Origin of the sequence: Alkalihalobacterium elongatum, from assembly GCF_019024285.1 — a bacterium.
Taxonomy (GTDB): Bacteria; Bacillota; Bacilli; order Bacillales; family Bacillaceae_F; genus Alkalihalobacterium; species Alkalihalobacterium elongatum.
Map to the genome: position 1 here is coordinate 1 of NZ_WMKZ01000018.1, position 17632 is coordinate 17632.

The following is a 17632-nucleotide window of genomic DNA, read 5'->3' on the forward strand; positions in this document are numbered from 1 at the left end:
CTATGTACTTACCGCTACAAGGTTGTACTCGGGACTTTCACCCGTTAGAGTTCGCCCATGCTGGGCGAACAAAAAAAAAGAGAAGTCTTTTTTGACTTCTCTTCTGCTGAATTTTGTTTCTTATGAAACAAGATTATTCGTTGATATTCCATTTAATCTTCTATTTTTCGAGGAATTTGAAAGGTGAATGTCGTACCTTCGTTAATTTTACTATGAACCGAGATTTCACCACCATGTGCTTCGACAATATTTCTAGCGATGGCTAGACCAAGTCCAGTTCCTGAGCGGCCACGAGTTCTTGCTTTATCAGCTTTGTAAAACCTTTCAAAAACAAAAGGTAGATCTTCTTCTGGTATACCTGAACCACTATCTTCAATATCGAACCTTAAATAGTTTTCAAGTTGCTGAACTTTTAATTGTACAGTGCCACCTTTTTCTGTGTGACGAATAGCATTATGAATTAAGTTGGTTAGCACTTGTTCGATCCGATCTGGGTCAAGATGTGCAGTAGTTAGGTTGTCATCGATTTTTGCAGATAATGTTATACTTTGCTCCTTTGCTAACCCTTGAAACTTGCGATTAATTTTTTCAGAAAGTTCTTTTGCATTAACAGCTTGACCCTGCAATTCAATATGACCAGCTTCCATTCTTGCTAAGTCTAAAAGTTCATTGACAAGTCGCCCCATTCTTAACGATTCATCATAGATAATTTGAGCTATTTCTTTTTTCTCTTCATCTGTCTGAGCAATATCGTCAATGATTGCTTCACTATATCCTTGTAACATTGATATAGGAGTTCGAAGTTCATGAGAGACATTGGCAATAAAATCTTTGCGAAGTTTATCTAACCTTCGTTCTTCGGTTATATCTCGAATGACTGCGACGGCCCCGCGCACGAACGTTTTATCGTAAAGTGGGGAAAGGATAATCGCCCAACTCCTGCCTTGAATGTCAATTTCCATTGCTTGTTCTTTTTCAATTGCTACCACTTGCTGAAATAACTTTTTAATCGCTTTTGGCAAATCATCAGCCTTACCATCTAGTCCTTGATCATAATACCAAGCTTGTAAGAAACGTTCTGCTGGTGGATTCGTTACGATAATCTTCCCTTTACGATCTATTGTAATAACGCCATCAGCCATACTACTTAAAATTCTAGATAATTGTTCTTTTTCTTGACTTAAAGCCATTAAATTACGATTTAACTCACGACGCATTCTGTTGAAGGCAATTGCAAGCTGACCAATTTCGTCATTAGTTAAAATCGGTACTTTCGTATCAAATTTTCCTTCAGCTACTTCCATAGATGCTTGTCTCATTTTTCGAAGAGGTGCAGTTATCCTAGAAGATAGGAAGAATGCGAAAATTGTCGTTAATACAATTGCAATACCTGCCGAAAAGTATATAATTCTTTTTGTTTCGCCTGTGGTCTCTTCTAATGCCGAAAGTGATTGATATAAGAATACTGCACTAGACTGATCGCCGATTCGGACTGGCTGACCGACGATCATTACTTCAGTATGCACTTCTATACCATTTTCATAGAAAGGAAAGTCTCCTTGGCTGACAACTTGTTCACCATTGTCAAATACTTGAGAAAGAATTGGATCTTCGAAGAAAATCGCAATAGGTAAATCAACAGTAACTGTATCATTTGAGGAATACCAATAATCATCTCCCTCAATAATTACTACTTTTGTCTCATAAGACTCTGCAATTTTTGAAATAGTTGATAGTGCAGTCTCTTGATCTTCATATTCTTCAATAATCGTTGCTACCATCTTTGCATGATTCATGAGCTGTGATTCAGCTTCAATAACATGAAATTTCTCGAAGTATTGAAGAAGCATGACCATTAATATAGACAATAGGACAGAAACTAAAAGTAGGATCGTAAACCAAAGCTTGCCTACAACACTCCGCCAAAGCATTACCCTTTCACTGCCTCAAATTTATAACCAACGCCCCAAACCGTTGATATCATACTTGCAGCATCTGGAGACACCCGATTTAACTTTTCACGTAATCGTTTCACATGTGTATCAACTGTTCTTAGATCTCCGAAGAAGTCATAATTCCACACATCTTTTAATAATTGTTCTCGAGAAAATACTTTATCAGGTGATAACGCTAAATAATGAAGTAATTCATACTCTTTAGGCGTTAAATTAATTTCTGTACCTTCTACTGTTACACGATGTGCATCATTATCAATCGTCAAGTGTGGGAAAACAAGAATATCTTTTGACCCTGTATCCGTTTGCAAAAATTTGGTTGAAGAAGATCGGCGTAAAAGGGCTTTCACTCGTAAAACAACTTCACGTGGACTGAAAGGTTTAACAATATAATCATCCGTTCCCACTTCAAAACCTTGAACACGATTTGCTTCTTCACCTTTTGCTGTAAGCATAATAATAGGTGTTGCTTTTGTCTTACGTAACTCTTGGCAAACTTCTATTCCATCTATACCAGGCATCATGATATCAAGTAAAATTAAATCATAATCTTCCTTCAGTGCCATTTCTAAAGCTTGTTCGCCATTTTCAGCATCTTCAACTTCATAATTTTCTCTCTCTAAATACATTTTTAGTAATCGACGAATACGCTCCTCATCATCTACTACTAAAATCTTTGCCTCATGTTCCATTAACTCTACCTCCCAAATATAAACAATTAGACATAAAATGCGTGCTACGACATAATAATCTTTATTTTAACACGTTTCAACAATAATCAAAACGATACAATGATGAGGCTGACTCAAAAATTTGAGTCAGCCTCATTCCTTACGCATAAGAATGTAAACCAGCAATAACTAAGTTTACAAATACAAGGTTAAACATAATAATTGCAAAGCCAATTACACATAACCACGCCGAACGTTCACCATGCCAACCTTTAGAAAGTCGAAGGTGTAAATAAGCTGCATAAAATAAAAATGTAATGAGTGCCCAGACTTCTTTAGGATCCCAACCCCAGAAGCGTGTCCAAGCTATTTGAGCCCAGATCATTGCAAATATTAATCCACCGAGTGTGAAAATTGGGAACCCGATTGCAATCGCTCGATAACTGAGTTCATCGACACGGTCTGCATTAACCCCTTTTAAAATAGGCTGGATTTGTGCACCGATTGGTTTTCTAAAAATTAATCGTAATAACCAATATATAACTAAACCAGCTAACAATGCCCAGATTACCGTGTTAGCATCATCACTACGTAACCACGCAGGCATTTCAAGCAATGGACTCATACGATCTTCTGTTAACAATTGACCTTCGTTTGGTCCTAATAATGGTGGTAAACTATAAACCATTTCTGCTGGTTGATCTTTTTCATTAACATAAGAGAAAGTTGCCTCATAATTTAAAGCATTAAACAGATAACCTACTAAAATGAAACCGACAGTCGCAATAATACTGTATAAAATGAACTCTAATGATCTCGTCTTTTTATCCTTCTTGGAATAGTCTATTGTACGAAGCAAATAAATTAAACCAGCTGCAAAACCTATCGCTAGTATCCCTTGTCCTAATGCTGTCGTAATAACATGTATCTTCAACCAAATACTTTGTAATGCAGGGATTAAAGGAGATACTTCACTAGGAAAAATCGATGCATAAGCAATGATTAACATGACAGTAGGCATCGAAAATAGACCTAAAATGTTTGAGCGATAGATAGCGTATATGATAATGAAAGCAAGTCCAATCATAATCCCTAAGAATGTCGTATATTCAAACATATTACTTACTGGTGCATGGCCTGCCACGATCCAGCGAGTTATAAAATATCCCATCGCAAATAAGAAACCGACAATTGAGGCTAAAAAGCCAAATGTCCCCCAACGATTTCCATTCATTTCTCCTTGTTTATCACGCCACTTTTTCCCTGTAATTGATACAGCGAAAAAAATTGTAGATGCTAAATACAAGAAGAAAGCAATCAATAATAAATTACTACTTAAAGCTGCCATCTTGCACTCCCTCCTTAGGATGTTTCTCTTCTTCCTTGAGAGCTACTTGATCCATTGGTGAAGATAATTCTGTACCTTCTATCATGCGATCAACTTCATCTTTCAATGAGCTCCAATTTTTATTCGTATGACCAGCAATCCAAATTTCTCCATTTATACGTTGAACCCAAATTCTGCGGTGCACCCAATAAGAACCTTGGACGAGTCCAAACATAAAGATTAATCCACCAACGATTAAAATACCTAACGTATAATCTTTACGAACTGTTAACGCAGTGACATTTTTAGTTTCCACACCGTCAAATCGCAATTGGTACTCATTTTCACCGAAAGGTTCTAAGTTTTGTCCAATCGCTAGGAAACTAACTTCTCCCTCTGGATGGTCAGGAGATACCATTTCAAAAATGAACGCTGGATTATTAGGGATCCTTGACTGACTGGCTGGTTGTCCTTGGTCATTTAGAAAATAATCAGGGAAGTAATGACGTACTTTTACCTTATAGCCATCTCCCAAATCATATTCAGCTTGTGGATCAAATAGATTGACAGAAAAACCTCCGACCGGTTCGTCTTCGCCTTTACGGATCATATTAAAGCTCATTACATTTAGCTCATGTAACTTATAGTCGACTTGGTACAATGCATAGCCATCAAATTTAAATGGTTGATTTACTAGAATTTCATGTCGATCAACCTCTACTAATTCAGCATCTGCACCAATTGTATCTGTATTTTCTCTTTTATAAAGAACAGCATTCGTTTGATACGTTTTAACGACTGTAGCTCCAGAGTTTCTAATAGCTTCTCCAAACACTTCATCGTCTTCGTCATATAATTCAACAATGAACTTCTCATTTTTTAAGTAATACTCTTGATTCGTACCTGGAATAACCTCAATTTCCCCTTCACGAATCCATACAAAGTCATCAATATACATACCAGGGAAGTAACGTAACATACAGCCAATTAAAAAGATAATAATACCAATATGGTTTACATAAGGACCCCAGCGAGAAAAACGGCCTTTTTCACCCACAATATTTCCGTTTTCTTCCGAAACTTTGTATTTTCTCTTCTCAAAATTTTCTTTAACTTTGGCAATTGCTTCATCTTCATTACTTACTTTTGAAGTTCCAAAAATTCGTTGTCGCTTCAAAAAGTTCTGATGCCTTGTTACTCGTTGTGTTTTTAATGCCCTGTGTAAAGGTACTACACGGTCTAAACTTGCAATAATTAAGGAAACTCCAAGTGCTGCTATTAATAGCATGTACCACCATGAACCATAAAGATCATGAAAACCTAGCTGATAATATAACTGACCTAAAAATCCATATTCTTCAGCATAAAATTGTGCTGGATTTACTCTAGGTGGTATATACATTTCTTGTGGAAAAATTGTACCGATTGATGATGCAACGAGAGTAATCACGATAATCCAAATTCCTACTTTGACGGAAGAAAAGAAATTCCATATTTTATCAATTATCGTCTTATTGTAGGTTTGCGACCGGCGTGCGACACCTTCATACCTCATATTAAGAAGTTCATTCTTTTCAGCTTCTAAAGGCTTTCCGCACGATTCACAAATTTCAGTTCCAAATGGATTGACGTGACCACATTCGCATTTAATTTCTTTACTCATGTGAACACCTCATTAGGATTGCGGTTTTATCTCTTCCATAAATCTCCGAATAACACTCTCATCCATAAATCCAGTATGAACACGAACAACCTCACCGTGTTCATCAATTAGTATCGTTGTTGGAAGTGGACGAATTCCGTAGCCTTCCGTTATTTTTCGTCCTTTGTCAATAGCGACTGGGAACGATAACTGGTAACGATCGACAAAGGTTTGCACGACTAAGTCGGATTCATCTACATTAAGTGCGATAATCTCAATCCCTTGATCCTTATACTCGTGGTAGAGTTCTTCCATTATCGGCATTTCTTTTTCACAAGGTGGACAAAACGTCCCCCAAAAGTTTAAGAATATTCCTTTACCCTCTAACTCTCTTAATTCAATCGGTTCACCAGCTAAATCTGCGACGACAAAATTCTTTGCTTTATCACCTGCACGAACGACTGATTGGTCTGAAAAGAAGTTGATATAAAACGTATAACCAATTGCAATTGTTATAATTGCTAAAATAGAACTACGAATAATTAGTCTTCTTTGTTTCATTATTCTCTCCCCTCTCATGAAGAAAAACGCAGTCGCGTTTTTCTAAAAGTAAGAAGTTGGTGTGAGATTGGTAGAGGTCGACTTTTTCCCTACCACTACTTCTCAACTGCTTTTCTCACAAAATCTGACTATGTGATTGTTGCACACAAGTATGAAAAAAGTTTGAAGAAATTTAAAAGCATTTAGAAGGAACTTAATTTTCTTTCTAACTTTATAAATTCCGACATTTTTCTACCTTTATCTTATTATAACGATGGAAATGTTGCTTATTTAGTAGAGATTATGACTTTTGTGTGACAGCTATTTCTCGGAAATGTTTAACTTCAATTGGCTTCAAAGGTCGAAATTCGCCAGGAGTCAGCCCTGTAAGATCCAAGAAGCCATATCGCTCTCTTTTAAGTTTCATCACTTGATATCCAAGAGCTTCAAACATTCTACGCACTTGACGATTTCGCCCTTCGTGTATTGTTAGTTGAACAATCGATGTTTGATTTTTTTTATTAACTGAAAGAAGCTTAACTTTTGCTGGTGCCGTTTTACCGTCTTCTAATCGAATGCCCTCTTTTAATAGCTTTAACTGTTCCCTTGTTGGTACACCTTTAATTTTTGCAACATACACTTTGTCGATCGTATGTTTAGGGTGCATTAAAAGATTCGCAAATTCCCCGTCATTCGTTAACAGAATAAGTCCAGAAGTATCGTAGTCAAGTCTCCCTACTGGAAATATTCTTTCCTCCACCTCAATAAAGTCGGTAACTACTTTTCGACCTTTATCGTCGGATACGCTTGAAATAACACCAGCTGGTTTATAAAGTAAAAAATAAACTGGTTGCTCCCGGTCGATTGGTACTCCACTCACTTCTATGTCATCCTTATTAGCGTTTACCTTGACTCCTAGTTCACGGACAATCTTTCCGTTAACACTAACCTTACCTTCCAATATTAACTGTTCAGCTTTCCTTCTTGATGTCACACCCGCTTGGGCAATAACCTTTTGTAATCGTTCCATATTTTCACCTCATTGAACATCTTAATGCTTCTGTTGTAAATTCTCAAGTTTTCATTATTATAGGTTAATTATTGTCACTTTTTACATATTAGATAAGCTATAATCATTAATCAATATTTATTTGTTCCCTTTTTGATTTAAAGTAAAGGCTCTTTTCTCAAAGGTTGTTGCTCTAAGCTATTGGACCGTTAACCAAGCGTAAGCTTGGTTCTTCACGCTTTAGCGTGAAGCTTTTGCACATAAATTAGCCAGATGGACAAATGAATTTGTCCATTAGGGCTAATTTATGTGGAAAAAACGGTCTAATAGCAACAGAGTTTACGAAAACAGCCGAAGTAAAAGAAAAAACACTAACCGAAGAAAGTTAGTGTCTCAAAAAATTTATGGTTATGGTCCAAATACTAATGTAACTATGACAATAGAAGCAATTATCCCGACTAGATCAGCTAATAGACCAACTTTTAATGCATCCCCCATTTTTTTTATTCCAACCGCCCCAAAGTAAACCGTTAATACATAGAGGGTTGTATCTGTACTTCCTTGCATTGTAGAGGCTAGTCTACCAATAAATGAATCTGGCCCATATGTTGCAATTAGATCCGTCGTCATACCTAAAGCTCCTGTACCTGAAATAGGACGAATCATTGCTAGAGGAACAATTTCACTAGGTACACCAATTGCTTGTAACACGGGTCTTAATGAATCGATAATGAAGTCCATCGCTCCAGAAGCACGAAAAACTGATATGGCAACTAGCATTCCAACTAGATAAGGAATAATTGAGATGGCCATCGAAAACCCCTCTTTAGCTCCCTCAACGAACGTTTCATAAGTAGGGACTTTCTTATACGTTCCATATAGTAGAATAAAAGCGATAAGCATTGGAATAATCCATATAGATATTACTGTTATCCATCCCATGCTTACCTCCTCCTCATCCGACGATAATAAAAATAGCGATCTATTAGTATGGCACCTAATGTTGAACAAAATGTTGCAAGTATCGTCGTTCCGACAATTTCAGTAGGTGAAACCGAGTCATAGCTCATTCGAATTGAAATCACTGTTGTTGGTATCAATGTAATACTTGCTGTATTAATTGCTAAAAGAGTAATCATTGATCGGCTTGCTTCATCTCGATCACCATTCAACCTTCTTAACTCTTGCATTGCTTTTATTCCCATCGGTGTAGCAGCGTTTCCTAAACCAAACATATTTGCAGTCATATTTGATAGGATATACCCCATTGCTGGATGATTACCAGGCACTTCTGGAAACAATCTAGTAGCGATTGGTCTCAATAATTTTGCTAACCCATCTAACAAACCTGCACTTTGTGCTATCCTCATCATCCCTAACCAAAAAACGAGAATACTTATCAAGCCAAAGCAAATGGTCACTGCGTCTTTAGCACCTGCAAAGATTGCCTCATTGACCTCAGGCATCTTTCCATTAATCCCTGCAAAGAGTAATCCAATGACGAGCATTGATACCCATATAATGTTAATCAATGATTTTCACTCCCAAAGTAAGAAAGAAAATTTCCTTTATTTGAGACCAAAATCCTTTTTTCTCTTCTTCAATTGGTGTTAAAAAATAAAGTGGAATACTATTTAATGTTTTACCATTCATTGTTATCGTAAGTTTTCCCACTGGTTGTGGCATATAAATATTATTTGCTTCTTCACCTTTTGGTGGACGATATAATGTAATATCCTTTTTTACACCTTCTCTTTCTTTTACGGTTAGTGGATATTTAAATGTATAAGGAATATATACTCTATCTTTGTAAAATTCATCTTGAATTCCTTTAATTGTACCTTCATCTGCTAACGTCTCTACCTTATATCGATCAAATGCTGAATTGAAAAGATTCATATGATCATTCCAGTCACTTGGTGCATTTAACGTAACACAAATTAAATCTAAATCATCTTTTGTCGCTGTTGAGACAAGCGTTCGTTTCGCTCTCTTTGTGAAACCTGTCTTACCCCCAGTGGAGTATTTATATAATTGAGTGAGAAGTCTATTTTTATTTTTCCAGTAACTATAAACGTCCCCTTCTCTTTGTGCTTTATAATTGCTTGTCGCAGAAATTTCTCGATACTGCTCACTCTCCATTGCATACTGCGTCAGCTTCGCCATGTCATAAGCCGTTGAATAATGTTCTTCATGGTCATCAAGTCCATGTGGGTTTGAAAAAACGGTTCGAGTCATACCTATCTCCTGAGCTTTCTCGTTCATTAAGTAAACGAAGCCTTCAAGGCTTCCACCAACATGTTCTGCAATAGCCACAGCAGCATCATTTCCAGAGCGAAGCATAAGGCCATATACTAAATCCTTAAGCTTTATTTTTTCGCCAGCCTTTAAATAAAGAGAAGACCCTTCTGTTCCTTCTGCTCGCGTTGAAACTTTTACGTAATCATCCATTTTTCCAGATTCAATCGCTAAAATTGCTGTCATTATTTTTGTAATACTAGCAATTCTCATTTGTTGATGTTCGTTTTTCCCATATAATACACGTCCCGAAGATTGTTCAATTAAAATCGCACCTTGTGCAGAGACAGAAAAAGCCTCACTTTTACCCGTAAATGAAAATGCAGATAATATTAAACTAATAGATAAGCATATAATTAGTACTTTTTTTCTGTACATATAAATCCCCGCCTGAATAGTAGTTTGTACAAGTGTATGCGGAAGATATTGAAGTATGAACAAATTTGTCCAACTCCTAATAACAATAGAATAATGACCCAATATATCGAGAAAACTATTCATTAATATATAGGTTCTATATAAGTAAAAGGTGTTTAATTATCACTCTGAAAAGGCATTCTATAAGTATTTGAAGTTAAAGGAATTGGTGAGACGATGGATATTCTAAGAGAATCGATAATTATTTTAGCTCGTATTTTAACGATCTTCCCTTTATTTTTATTTGTAACAATGTATATGGGGAGACGTTCACTAGGTGAAATGCCAATATTCGATTTTCTTATAATTATTACTTTATCGAATGTGATCGGGGCTGATATTGCTGATCCAGATGTTGATCATATATATACGTACTTAGCTGTCTTAGTAATACCCTTATTACAAAAGTTTGTTGCCCGATTATTAATTTCAAATCGAAAAATAGGAAAAAAAATAACACTCGATCCTACTCTAGTCATTCAAGATGGAAAAGTATTAGTTGAGAATTTGAAACGAATACACTACTCAATTGACAATATTTTACAGATGCTGAGACAAAAAGATATTTTTGATATTAGTGAAGTTAAAATTGGAATAATCGAAGGAAATGGAAAGATGAGCGTATTGAAGCAAGACAGTAAGATGGAAGTGACTATTGAAGATTTAGAAATAGAAAAGAAAAGTAACAGTTTATCTTTACCTTTAATCGTAGAAGGTGAAGTTTATGAGGATATATTAACTTATTTAAACTTAGATCGTGTCTGGCTAATTAATGAATTACAAAAACGAAAAATTTCACAAATTAATAGAGTTTTTTTTGCATCAATTAATGAAGATAAAGAACTTCATATCTCCTTAAAAAAAGAAAAGCAACACATGCCACCTTTTTATCATTAATCATTAAATTGATCCAAAATTAACTTTTTATTTACAGAATCTTTTTACCAGTGCTTAGTTAACGGATTGTCTAAAAAATAAGAGGCAGTGTGATTGATCCGCCTCTTACCTTAATAGTGGTTTTAGTTTTTTCATGACTTCATCCATTTCTTGAGCACATCGCTGATACATTTTTTTAGCCTGTTCCGATTCGGTTTGCATTGAAAATACTTCTAAATCAGCTTGACACTTTTTTACCGCAGCAAAAAGCAATGGCTTTTCAACTGGTTCAGGAATTTCAATTTGATCATCAAATACATCTACAGTTAACTCACCATAGGAATCAATTTGGCCTATATAAACATTTTCAATAGCCACACCTATTTTGTCTAATTCACGCTCTAGCCATCTACGGTTAAAACCAATTGTTGCAAGTGGCTCATCTAATATTTTTCCATCCATAATCACTGTTTCAGGCTGTTTTATTGGCGCAACTTCAATTTGCATATCTTTTGGAGTTAAAGGCTGATAATCTTTTTTTAATAATACGTTAACTGCTCCATTTGGCTCAAGGACTGCGAACTCTACATCAGCCACACGGAAAACATCCTTTGTTCTCAATTTACTTAATAACTCATCTGTAGTATATCTACCCTTCCTTATATTATCTTCGAGTACTTTACCGTCTTTAATAATTGGTATTCCTTTCCCGCCAATAACATTTCGAAATGTCTTACTTTTTACTGACAGTGAACCGATAATATACGGAATAAAAATCCACATAAACAAAGCAATTGCTACATGTCCTGGGGGAATGCTTAATGCCACTGAACCGATTCCTACAATAATAGCCACAGCTGCAGCCACTATAAACTCAAAATATGAAAGTTCTCCAATTGCTTTACGAACAAAAAGTTTTGCTCCAAACAGAACAACGATAATACCAATTGAAGAACGCAAAACAATTTCTAACCAACCAGGCAAATGAAACCCTCCTTCCTTGAACTACTAGTATCCGTTATATTGAGGTTCTTGGCGTTCAAGTTCACCAATTCTTTTTTCTATATCACCAATCACTTTCCTAGTTGTTAAACATGTTTCATGAAACACTTGGCGTGCATCTTCATCTTCTGTTTCAATTGAGAATGTATTTAGTGAAGCCTCAATCCCCTTTAATGAAGAAAGGCACTGCTTTACCTGTGAAGCAACTGTCATATCAATCCCTCTCTATCCTTTTGGTTTAAAAAATAATGCTGCAATAAATCCAAAAATAATCGCAGCTGAAATACCTGCACTTGTAACTTCAAAAATACCTGTAATAACACCTACTAACCCGTGCTTTTCTGCTTCTGCCATCGCCCCATGAACGAGTGCATTCCCAAAGCTTGTAATAGGAACTGTTGCCCCTGCACCAGCAAAGTCAATTAGTGGCTCATATAACCCCAGCCCGTCTAGTACCGCTCCTATTACAACTAACGTGCTCATTGTATGTGCAGGGGTAAGTTTGAGAACGTCCATCAAAATTTGCCCGATAACACAAATGATACCTCCAACAACGAAAGCCCAAAAGAAAATCATCGTTCCTCGTCACCTCCCTGATTCGATAGCAACTGCATGAGCAATACACGGGATCGTTTCTTTTTGCTGAAACGATAAGGGGGATAGTAAAGCGCCGGTTGCAACTATTAACATTCGGTTTATTTCTCCTCGCTTCATACGATTGAGTAAGTGACCATAGGTCACTGCTGCAGAGCAACCTGAACCACTCGCTCCAGCTAAAACTGGCTGCCCCTCGCGATATATCATTAAACCACAATCTTGAAAACGCTCTTCAGTAAGCTCTAAACCATGTTTAGCAAGAAGATCAATCGCAATTGAATGACCAATTTTACCGAGGTCTCCTGTTGCTATTACATCATAATAATCGGGACCGACCTGTAAGTCTCTTAAGTGAGCTTCTATCGTATCTACAGCAGCGGGAGCCATAGCTCCCCCCATATTAAATGGATCACTTAATCCCATATCAACTACCCTACCAATGGTTGCAGAGGTTACTTTTGGTCCGTTTCCTATTTTTCCTAATAAGCCAACACCCGATGCAGTAACAGTCCATTGCGCAGTCGGGGGTTTTTGGGCACCGTATTCGGTTGGGTATCTAAATTGCTTCTCAACAGCAGCATTATGACTAGAAGAACCCGTCAAAATATAATTCGCTCCACCACCATTTAATATGAATGCTGACAATGCTAAACCTTCCATCGAAGTTGAACAGGCACCAAATAATCCAATATAAGGGATACTTAATGTTCTACACGCAAAACTTGTTGGCGTAATTTGATTAACTAAGTCCCCAGCGATAATAAATTCTACAGCTTCTTTGTCAATACCACCTTTTTCAATTGCTTTATTACAAGCCTCCTCGAATAATACACGATGCGCTTTTTCATATGAGTCTTGTCCCATCCACATATCTTCATGAAGCGTATCAAAATCTTCAGGGATATTTCCGTTCGCTTCAAATGGACCACCGACAGTACCAGTAGATAAGATAACGGGCTTTGTTTCAAACGTCCAAGTTCGATGGCCAGTTAGCATTATAATCCCCCCCATTGAATAAAAATCGTTTTAATAATAGCGATGACAAACGCTGCAACCGTTCCAAATACAATAACAGAACCTGCTAATTTAAACATATTTCCACCAACTCCAAGCACATACCCTTCCGTACGATGTTCAATAGCGGCACTAGCAACGGAGTTAGCAAAGCCAGTAACAGGTACTGCTGTTCCAGCACCTGCAATTTGAGCAATTCGATCATATACCCCAAATCCAGTTAGTAAGACGGAAAGAAAAATCAGAAAAGCAACCGTTGGGTTACCCGCAGTTCTCTCCGTAAAATCAAAGAATGTGTAAAAAAAGGTTTGTACAAACTGACCAAATAAACAAATAAGACCACCTATAAAAAACGCTCGAATACAGTTTTTTAACCAAGGACGTTTAATTTCATGTTCACTAGCAAATTTTTGATACTCTTGTTGTACTGGGGTTAAATTTTTCTTTTTTTGATCAGACATAGTTCGCTCCTCACTTTACCCTTTCATATCTTCTTCAAGTTTTTTTAACTGTTTGTCCAACTCTTTTTTTGTAATGTTTCCTTCTTTTAATTGCCTTTCTAACTTTTCAAGTTCCATAAATATTTTTTTATCAGTAGATAGAAACACTGTAGCGTTAGGATAACGTTTCTTTACTCGGTCAAAGCCATCTTTTCTAATTCCTTCGAGGTGCAATCTATCAAAATGTTTAACTTCTGGCGTGATATAAATATTCCCTTGATTTGCCACACCTCTTACATCAATAACTTCATCCATTGAAAGAACAATTTTTTTGGCGTTATCTGCTTGCGTTTGATCTACTACTGCTTCTTCACCGATAAAAAGTGGAGTTTGCTCTTGTTGTTGCAAATTCATTTGTCCACAACCAACTAGCGTACAAGTTAATGCAAAAAAGGCTAAAGTAAACATAAAAGAATTTTTCATGGTAACCACCCTATTCTAATGCTGTTATTTATTTAGTTTGACAAATAAACATTTATTTATGTAACATGAATAACTTCATTGTTATAATGGTAAGAAGAAGGTTGATGTAGAAACACCAACCTTTTGAGAAGACATTAGTTTTTATATTGCGGCTCTTCTTGTTCAATTTCTTGAACACGTGGAGATAATGTATCAACGATCCCTTGTGTTTGTTGTGCTAAATTTTGAAACATTTGCTTAGCTTGTTGATTTTCTGTTTGAAGAGCAAATGTTTCAAAACTTGCTTGAGCACTCTTTAATCCCGCTAATGTTTGTTTTACTTGGCTTGCAACTGTCATGTAGTGGTTCCTCCTAAAAATTATTAAATGTTACGATACTAATATTTGATTATTAAAAGTAAAAAATAGTAGTAAAATACTGGATGTCTTTTTGGAGTGAAAAAATTGTTGTTATCTCTTTTCCTTTTGAGTTTTATTGTGAACTTATCCATATTAATGTTGCTTATAGTTATGTACCGTACCTTATCTGTACAAAAAAAAATACTGCAAGAACAACTGGAACTTTTGCAACAACCGACCAATTTTAAATTAGCCGACAAGGAACGACTTTGTGAGGAATGGAAATCTTATGTTTTTGTTCAAGCCTTACAAGTTCGTGAAGCGATATCAAAACAAGTGAATAACTTACATCCAAAATTGATTGAAGATGCACCAATTTCTCATGGTCTAACTAATAGGGAATTAGCTGAAGCATTTGATTCAAAACAGATCGAGGCAATCACTCATTTTTGGAATTTATTTCACCAGTACATTGAAACCCATTGGAAAACTGAGCAAGGAAGAATAAAAACGGTATTTAAAGGTTCAATTAACATAGATGGAAGTGAGGTACATAGGATACATACAGTTTCGAACCGATTGCTGCCACAACTTGATCAATTACTTAAACGAATAAAAGGAGATGAGCATTAATCTGCTCACTCCTTTTTATTTTGAGTAATTATTCCATTGTTGGGACATTCTATAATTAACTTTTCTTATAAGTTGAGGTCGATCATGAATACGAACTTTTTATATCTAACAACAGAACTTATTACTGGTTTTTTTGCTTTACTAGTAATTACAAAAGTTTTAGGAAAGACTCAGATAACTCAACTTACACCATTTGATTTTATTTCAGCACTAGTACTCGGTGAACTTGTTGGTAACGCTATTTATGATAAAGAGATTGGACTTCAATATGTACTTTACGCTGTCTTTATATGGGGAACGTTAATTTACTCTGTTGAGTGGATTACACAAAAATATAAATCGTCAAGAAGTATTCTAGAAGGAAAACCAGCCATTGTTATTAGTGAAGGAAAAATCGATTACCATCAATTAAAGAAAAATCACCTGGATATTAATCAACTGCAACATTTATTACGTGAAAAGGATGTTTTTTCAATTCGTGAAGTGGAATATGGGATTTTAGAAGCTAATGGTTCGGTTAGTATTTTAAAAAAATCTATATATGATCAACCTATTAGAAAAGATTTAAACCTTAAACCAGAAAAAGTTTCTCTCCCTATCACTCTTATTCTTGATGGTGAAATCTTGCTCGATAATTTAAGGGAAAGTGGATATAACCTAGCCTGGTTAAAGCAACAACTGTTTACACATGGTATTACTGATGAAAAGGACGTATTTTATGCAGAATGGTTAGAGGGCGACTCTCTTTACATTAATACTTACAGTTCATAAGGAGTGGGAACATGTTTTTGCGAATTTTTATTGTTATTATCATATTATTTTTAACTGCATGCCAAGGAGGAAACGATCAAGGCGGGGCATCTATTCAACAGCTCGAAAAAGATAAGATTAAGCCAGATAAAAAAGTCGTTCTCGTAATGATCGATTCTATGATGGGGTCACTCATTGATAATAGTAAAGAAAAAGGTAAAATACCAGCGATTGAATTTTTAATAGAGAATGGACAATATCATAAGGATTTAGTTGCTCCATTTCCCTCAATGTCTGTAGTTATTGAAAGTACCTTAATGACAGGCGAAATGCCCGATGCCCATCAAGTTCCTGGTCTTGTCTGGTATAAACCTGACGAGAATAGAATAGTCGATTACGGTTCAACCATTGAAAAAATGGTTAAACTTGGAATGAAACAAAGCTTAATTGATTCACTTTATCATTTAAACAATTCGCATCTTAGTCCACAGGTGACAACAATTCATGAAATCTTACAACAAAAAAATTACTCTACTGGGTCAGTAAATTTCTTATTATACCGTGGACTAAAAACTCATGACATGACTTTACCGGTTCTCCTAGATCAATGGTTAAATCTTAATGAAACGTTACAAACAAAAGGTCCTGATTTATTAGCATTTGGTAGTGCTGTAAAACCAAAAGTGATGGAAGGAAAAGATGTCCCAGATACCTTTTTATCAAAGTTTGGATTAAATGATGAATATTCAGTTACGGTCGTAAGTGAAATGATAAAGCAGGGGGAGCAGCCTGATTTTCTCGCTGTATTTTTACCAAATTTTGATAAAGAAGCCCATAATCATAGCCCACATTACAGGGTAGGATTTGAAAAAGCAGAAGCCTTTTTCCAAGAAATATTAAATAGCTATGAAAGCTGGGATAAAGCATTAGAAGAAAATATTTTTATTATATTTGGAGATCATGGTCAAGATAAACTTCTAGATGATGAATTAGCCATGTCTATACCACTACATGATATATATCAGGAGTATTCTGTGGCGCCTTTAACTGACAATGTACTTCAAGGAGATATAGTTATTGCAAATAATCATAGGATGTCCTATATTTATCCGTTACAAAATACCAGTTTATTACCTACACTAGCTGAAACAGCGATGATAGATAAGCGTATAGAATTTGCTTCTTGGAAGGACGAAGAATGGGTATATGTCCTATCACCAGATTATAATGACGCCTTTCGCTTTAAGTCTGGTGGACCATGGGTGGATCGCTATGACCAAACTTGGGAATGGGAAGGTAATGAACAGATCGTCGGGCTCGAAATTGACGAAAATGATACTCGATTAAGTTATACCGATTTCCCTGATGTTTTAAACCAACTCATTACAGCCTTGGAGAGTAATCATCATCCAGCTGTTGCTTTAGTAGCAAAGCCAGGTCATACATTTCAATCAGAAGGTGCACCTTTACATGTAGATGGCGGTGAACATGGCGGTTTACACAAAAATGATACATTAGGTGCTATCGTTATTGCCGGAACCGAGAAGCCATTTGAAAATCCGCGTATGGTTGATTTAAAAGACTACATTCTTCAGTTTTTTGAATAAAAAAGAAGCTGACGCTTGCGTCAGCTTCTTTTT

General features: G+C 36.0%; 20 protein-coding genes. 4 read left to right on the plus strand and 16 right to left on the minus strand.

Features of this window, described 5'->3' with window-relative positions; all coding sequences use genetic code 11:
• Nucleotides 1–152: 152 nt before the first annotated feature.
• From GKP30_RS15710 to GKP30_RS15750, 9 genes are all read right to left on the minus strand, one after another.
• Nucleotides 153–1931, minus strand: a complete 1779-nt coding sequence (locus GKP30_RS15710; RefSeq protein ID WP_216830411.1) for an ATP-binding protein — start codon at nucleotides 1929–1931, stop codon at nucleotides 153–155.
• Nucleotides 1931–2647: a response regulator transcription factor gene (locus tag GKP30_RS15715; RefSeq protein WP_216830412.1), complete on the minus strand. Its 717-nt coding sequence runs from the start codon at nucleotides 2645–2647 to the stop codon at nucleotides 1931–1933. The genes GKP30_RS15710 and GKP30_RS15715 overlap by 1 nt, the downstream gene beginning before the upstream one ends.
• Before the next feature lie 139 nt (nucleotides 2648–2786).
• Nucleotides 2787–3974, minus strand: coding sequence for a c-type cytochrome biogenesis protein CcsB (gene ccsB, locus GKP30_RS15720; protein WP_216830413.1), 1188 nt, complete (start codon nucleotides 3972–3974; stop codon nucleotides 2787–2789).
• The gene (locus GKP30_RS15725) at nucleotides 3958–5616 is read right to left on the minus strand and encodes a cytochrome c biogenesis protein ResB (protein ID WP_216830414.1); all 1659 of its coding nucleotides are present in this window, start codon (nucleotides 5614–5616) and stop codon (nucleotides 3958–3960) included. The genes ccsB and GKP30_RS15725 overlap by 17 nt, the downstream gene beginning before the upstream one ends.
• A 12-nt stretch (nucleotides 5617–5628) precedes the next feature.
• Nucleotides 5629–6156 carry a thiol-disulfide oxidoreductase ResA gene (gene resA / locus GKP30_RS15730; RefSeq protein ID WP_216830415.1) on the minus strand — a complete coding sequence of 176 codons (528 nt, stop codon included), beginning with the start codon at nucleotides 6154–6156 and terminating at the stop codon, nucleotides 5629–5631.
• A 280-nt stretch (nucleotides 6157–6436) separates the two neighbouring features.
• Nucleotides 6437–7165 carry a pseudouridine synthase gene (locus GKP30_RS15735; RefSeq protein WP_216830416.1) on the minus strand — a complete coding sequence of 243 codons (729 nt, stop codon included), beginning with the start codon at nucleotides 7163–7165 and terminating at the stop codon, nucleotides 6437–6439.
• A 387-nt stretch (nucleotides 7166–7552) separates the two neighbouring features.
• The gene (locus tag GKP30_RS15740) at nucleotides 7553–8086 is read right to left on the minus strand and encodes a spore maturation protein (RefSeq protein WP_216830417.1); all 534 of its coding nucleotides are present in this window, start codon (nucleotides 8084–8086) and stop codon (nucleotides 7553–7555) included.
• 2 nt (nucleotides 8087–8088) lie between these two features.
• Complete coding sequence (locus GKP30_RS15745) at nucleotides 8089–8676, minus strand: nucleoside recognition domain-containing protein (protein WP_216830418.1); 588 nt, start codon at nucleotides 8674–8676, stop codon at nucleotides 8089–8091.
• Nucleotides 8669–9820, minus strand: coding sequence for a D-alanyl-D-alanine carboxypeptidase family protein (locus GKP30_RS15750; protein ID WP_216830419.1), 1152 nt, complete (start codon nucleotides 9818–9820; stop codon nucleotides 8669–8671). The genes GKP30_RS15745 and GKP30_RS15750 overlap by 8 nt, the downstream gene beginning before the upstream one ends.
• 216 nt (nucleotides 9821–10036) lie before the next feature.
• Between GKP30_RS15750 and GKP30_RS15755 the strand changes: the two genes are divergently transcribed.
• A complete protein-coding gene (locus tag GKP30_RS15755; RefSeq protein ID WP_216830420.1) occupies nucleotides 10037–10756 on the plus strand; it encodes a DUF421 domain-containing protein in 720 nt (239 codons plus the stop codon).
• 105 nt (nucleotides 10757–10861) lie between these two features.
• On the opposite strand, the gene GKP30_RS15760 is transcribed toward GKP30_RS15755, so the two are convergent.
• The 7 genes from GKP30_RS15760 to GKP30_RS15790 form a co-directional block, all read right to left on the minus strand.
• Nucleotides 10862–11719: a DUF421 domain-containing protein gene (locus GKP30_RS15760; RefSeq protein WP_216830421.1), complete on the minus strand. Its 858-nt coding sequence runs from the start codon at nucleotides 11717–11719 to the stop codon at nucleotides 10862–10864.
• Nucleotides 11720–11743: 24 nt separating this feature from the next.
• Nucleotides 11744–11950 (minus strand): DUF1657 domain-containing protein, encoded by a 207-nt coding sequence (locus GKP30_RS15765; RefSeq protein WP_216830422.1) that lies wholly within the window; start codon nucleotides 11948–11950, stop codon nucleotides 11744–11746.
• A gap of 12 nt (nucleotides 11951–11962) precedes the next feature.
• The gene (gene spoVAE, locus GKP30_RS15770) at nucleotides 11963–12313 is read right to left on the minus strand and encodes a stage V sporulation protein AE (protein WP_216830423.1); all 351 of its coding nucleotides are present in this window, start codon (nucleotides 12311–12313) and stop codon (nucleotides 11963–11965) included.
• A 9-nt stretch (nucleotides 12314–12322) separates the two neighbouring features.
• A complete protein-coding gene (spoVAD, locus tag GKP30_RS15775; RefSeq protein WP_216830424.1) occupies nucleotides 12323–13330 on the minus strand; it encodes a stage V sporulation protein AD in 1008 nt (335 codons plus the stop codon).
• The gene (gene spoVAC, locus GKP30_RS15780; protein WP_216830425.1) at nucleotides 13330–13809 is read right to left on the minus strand and encodes a stage V sporulation protein AC; all 480 of its coding nucleotides are present in this window, start codon (nucleotides 13807–13809) and stop codon (nucleotides 13330–13332) included. The genes spoVAD and spoVAC overlap by 1 nt, the downstream gene beginning before the upstream one ends.
• Before the next feature lie 15 nt (nucleotides 13810–13824).
• The gene (locus GKP30_RS15785) at nucleotides 13825–14271 is read right to left on the minus strand and encodes a YhcN/YlaJ family sporulation lipoprotein (RefSeq protein ID WP_236035138.1); all 447 of its coding nucleotides are present in this window, start codon (nucleotides 14269–14271) and stop codon (nucleotides 13825–13827) included.
• A 134-nt stretch (nucleotides 14272–14405) separates the two neighbouring features.
• Complete coding sequence (locus GKP30_RS15790) at nucleotides 14406–14609, minus strand: DUF1657 domain-containing protein (RefSeq protein WP_216830426.1); 204 nt, start codon at nucleotides 14607–14609, stop codon at nucleotides 14406–14408.
• Nucleotides 14610–14747: 138 nt separating this feature from the next.
• On the opposite strand from GKP30_RS15790, the gene GKP30_RS15795 reads away from it, so the two are divergent.
• From GKP30_RS15795 to GKP30_RS15805, 3 genes are all read left to right on the plus strand, one after another.
• Complete coding sequence (locus tag GKP30_RS15795; RefSeq protein ID WP_216830427.1) at nucleotides 14748–15242, plus strand: hypothetical protein; 495 nt, start codon at nucleotides 14748–14750, stop codon at nucleotides 15240–15242.
• 84 nt (nucleotides 15243–15326) lie between these two features.
• Nucleotides 15327–16013 carry a DUF421 domain-containing protein gene (locus GKP30_RS15800; protein ID WP_216830428.1) on the plus strand — a complete coding sequence of 229 codons (687 nt, stop codon included), beginning with the start codon at nucleotides 15327–15329 and terminating at the stop codon, nucleotides 16011–16013.
• Nucleotides 16014–16024: 11 nt separating this feature from the next.
• Nucleotides 16025–17599, plus strand: coding sequence for an alkaline phosphatase family protein (locus GKP30_RS15805; RefSeq protein ID WP_216830429.1), 1575 nt, complete (start codon nucleotides 16025–16027; stop codon nucleotides 17597–17599).
• Nucleotides 17600–17632: the final 33 nt, after the last annotated feature.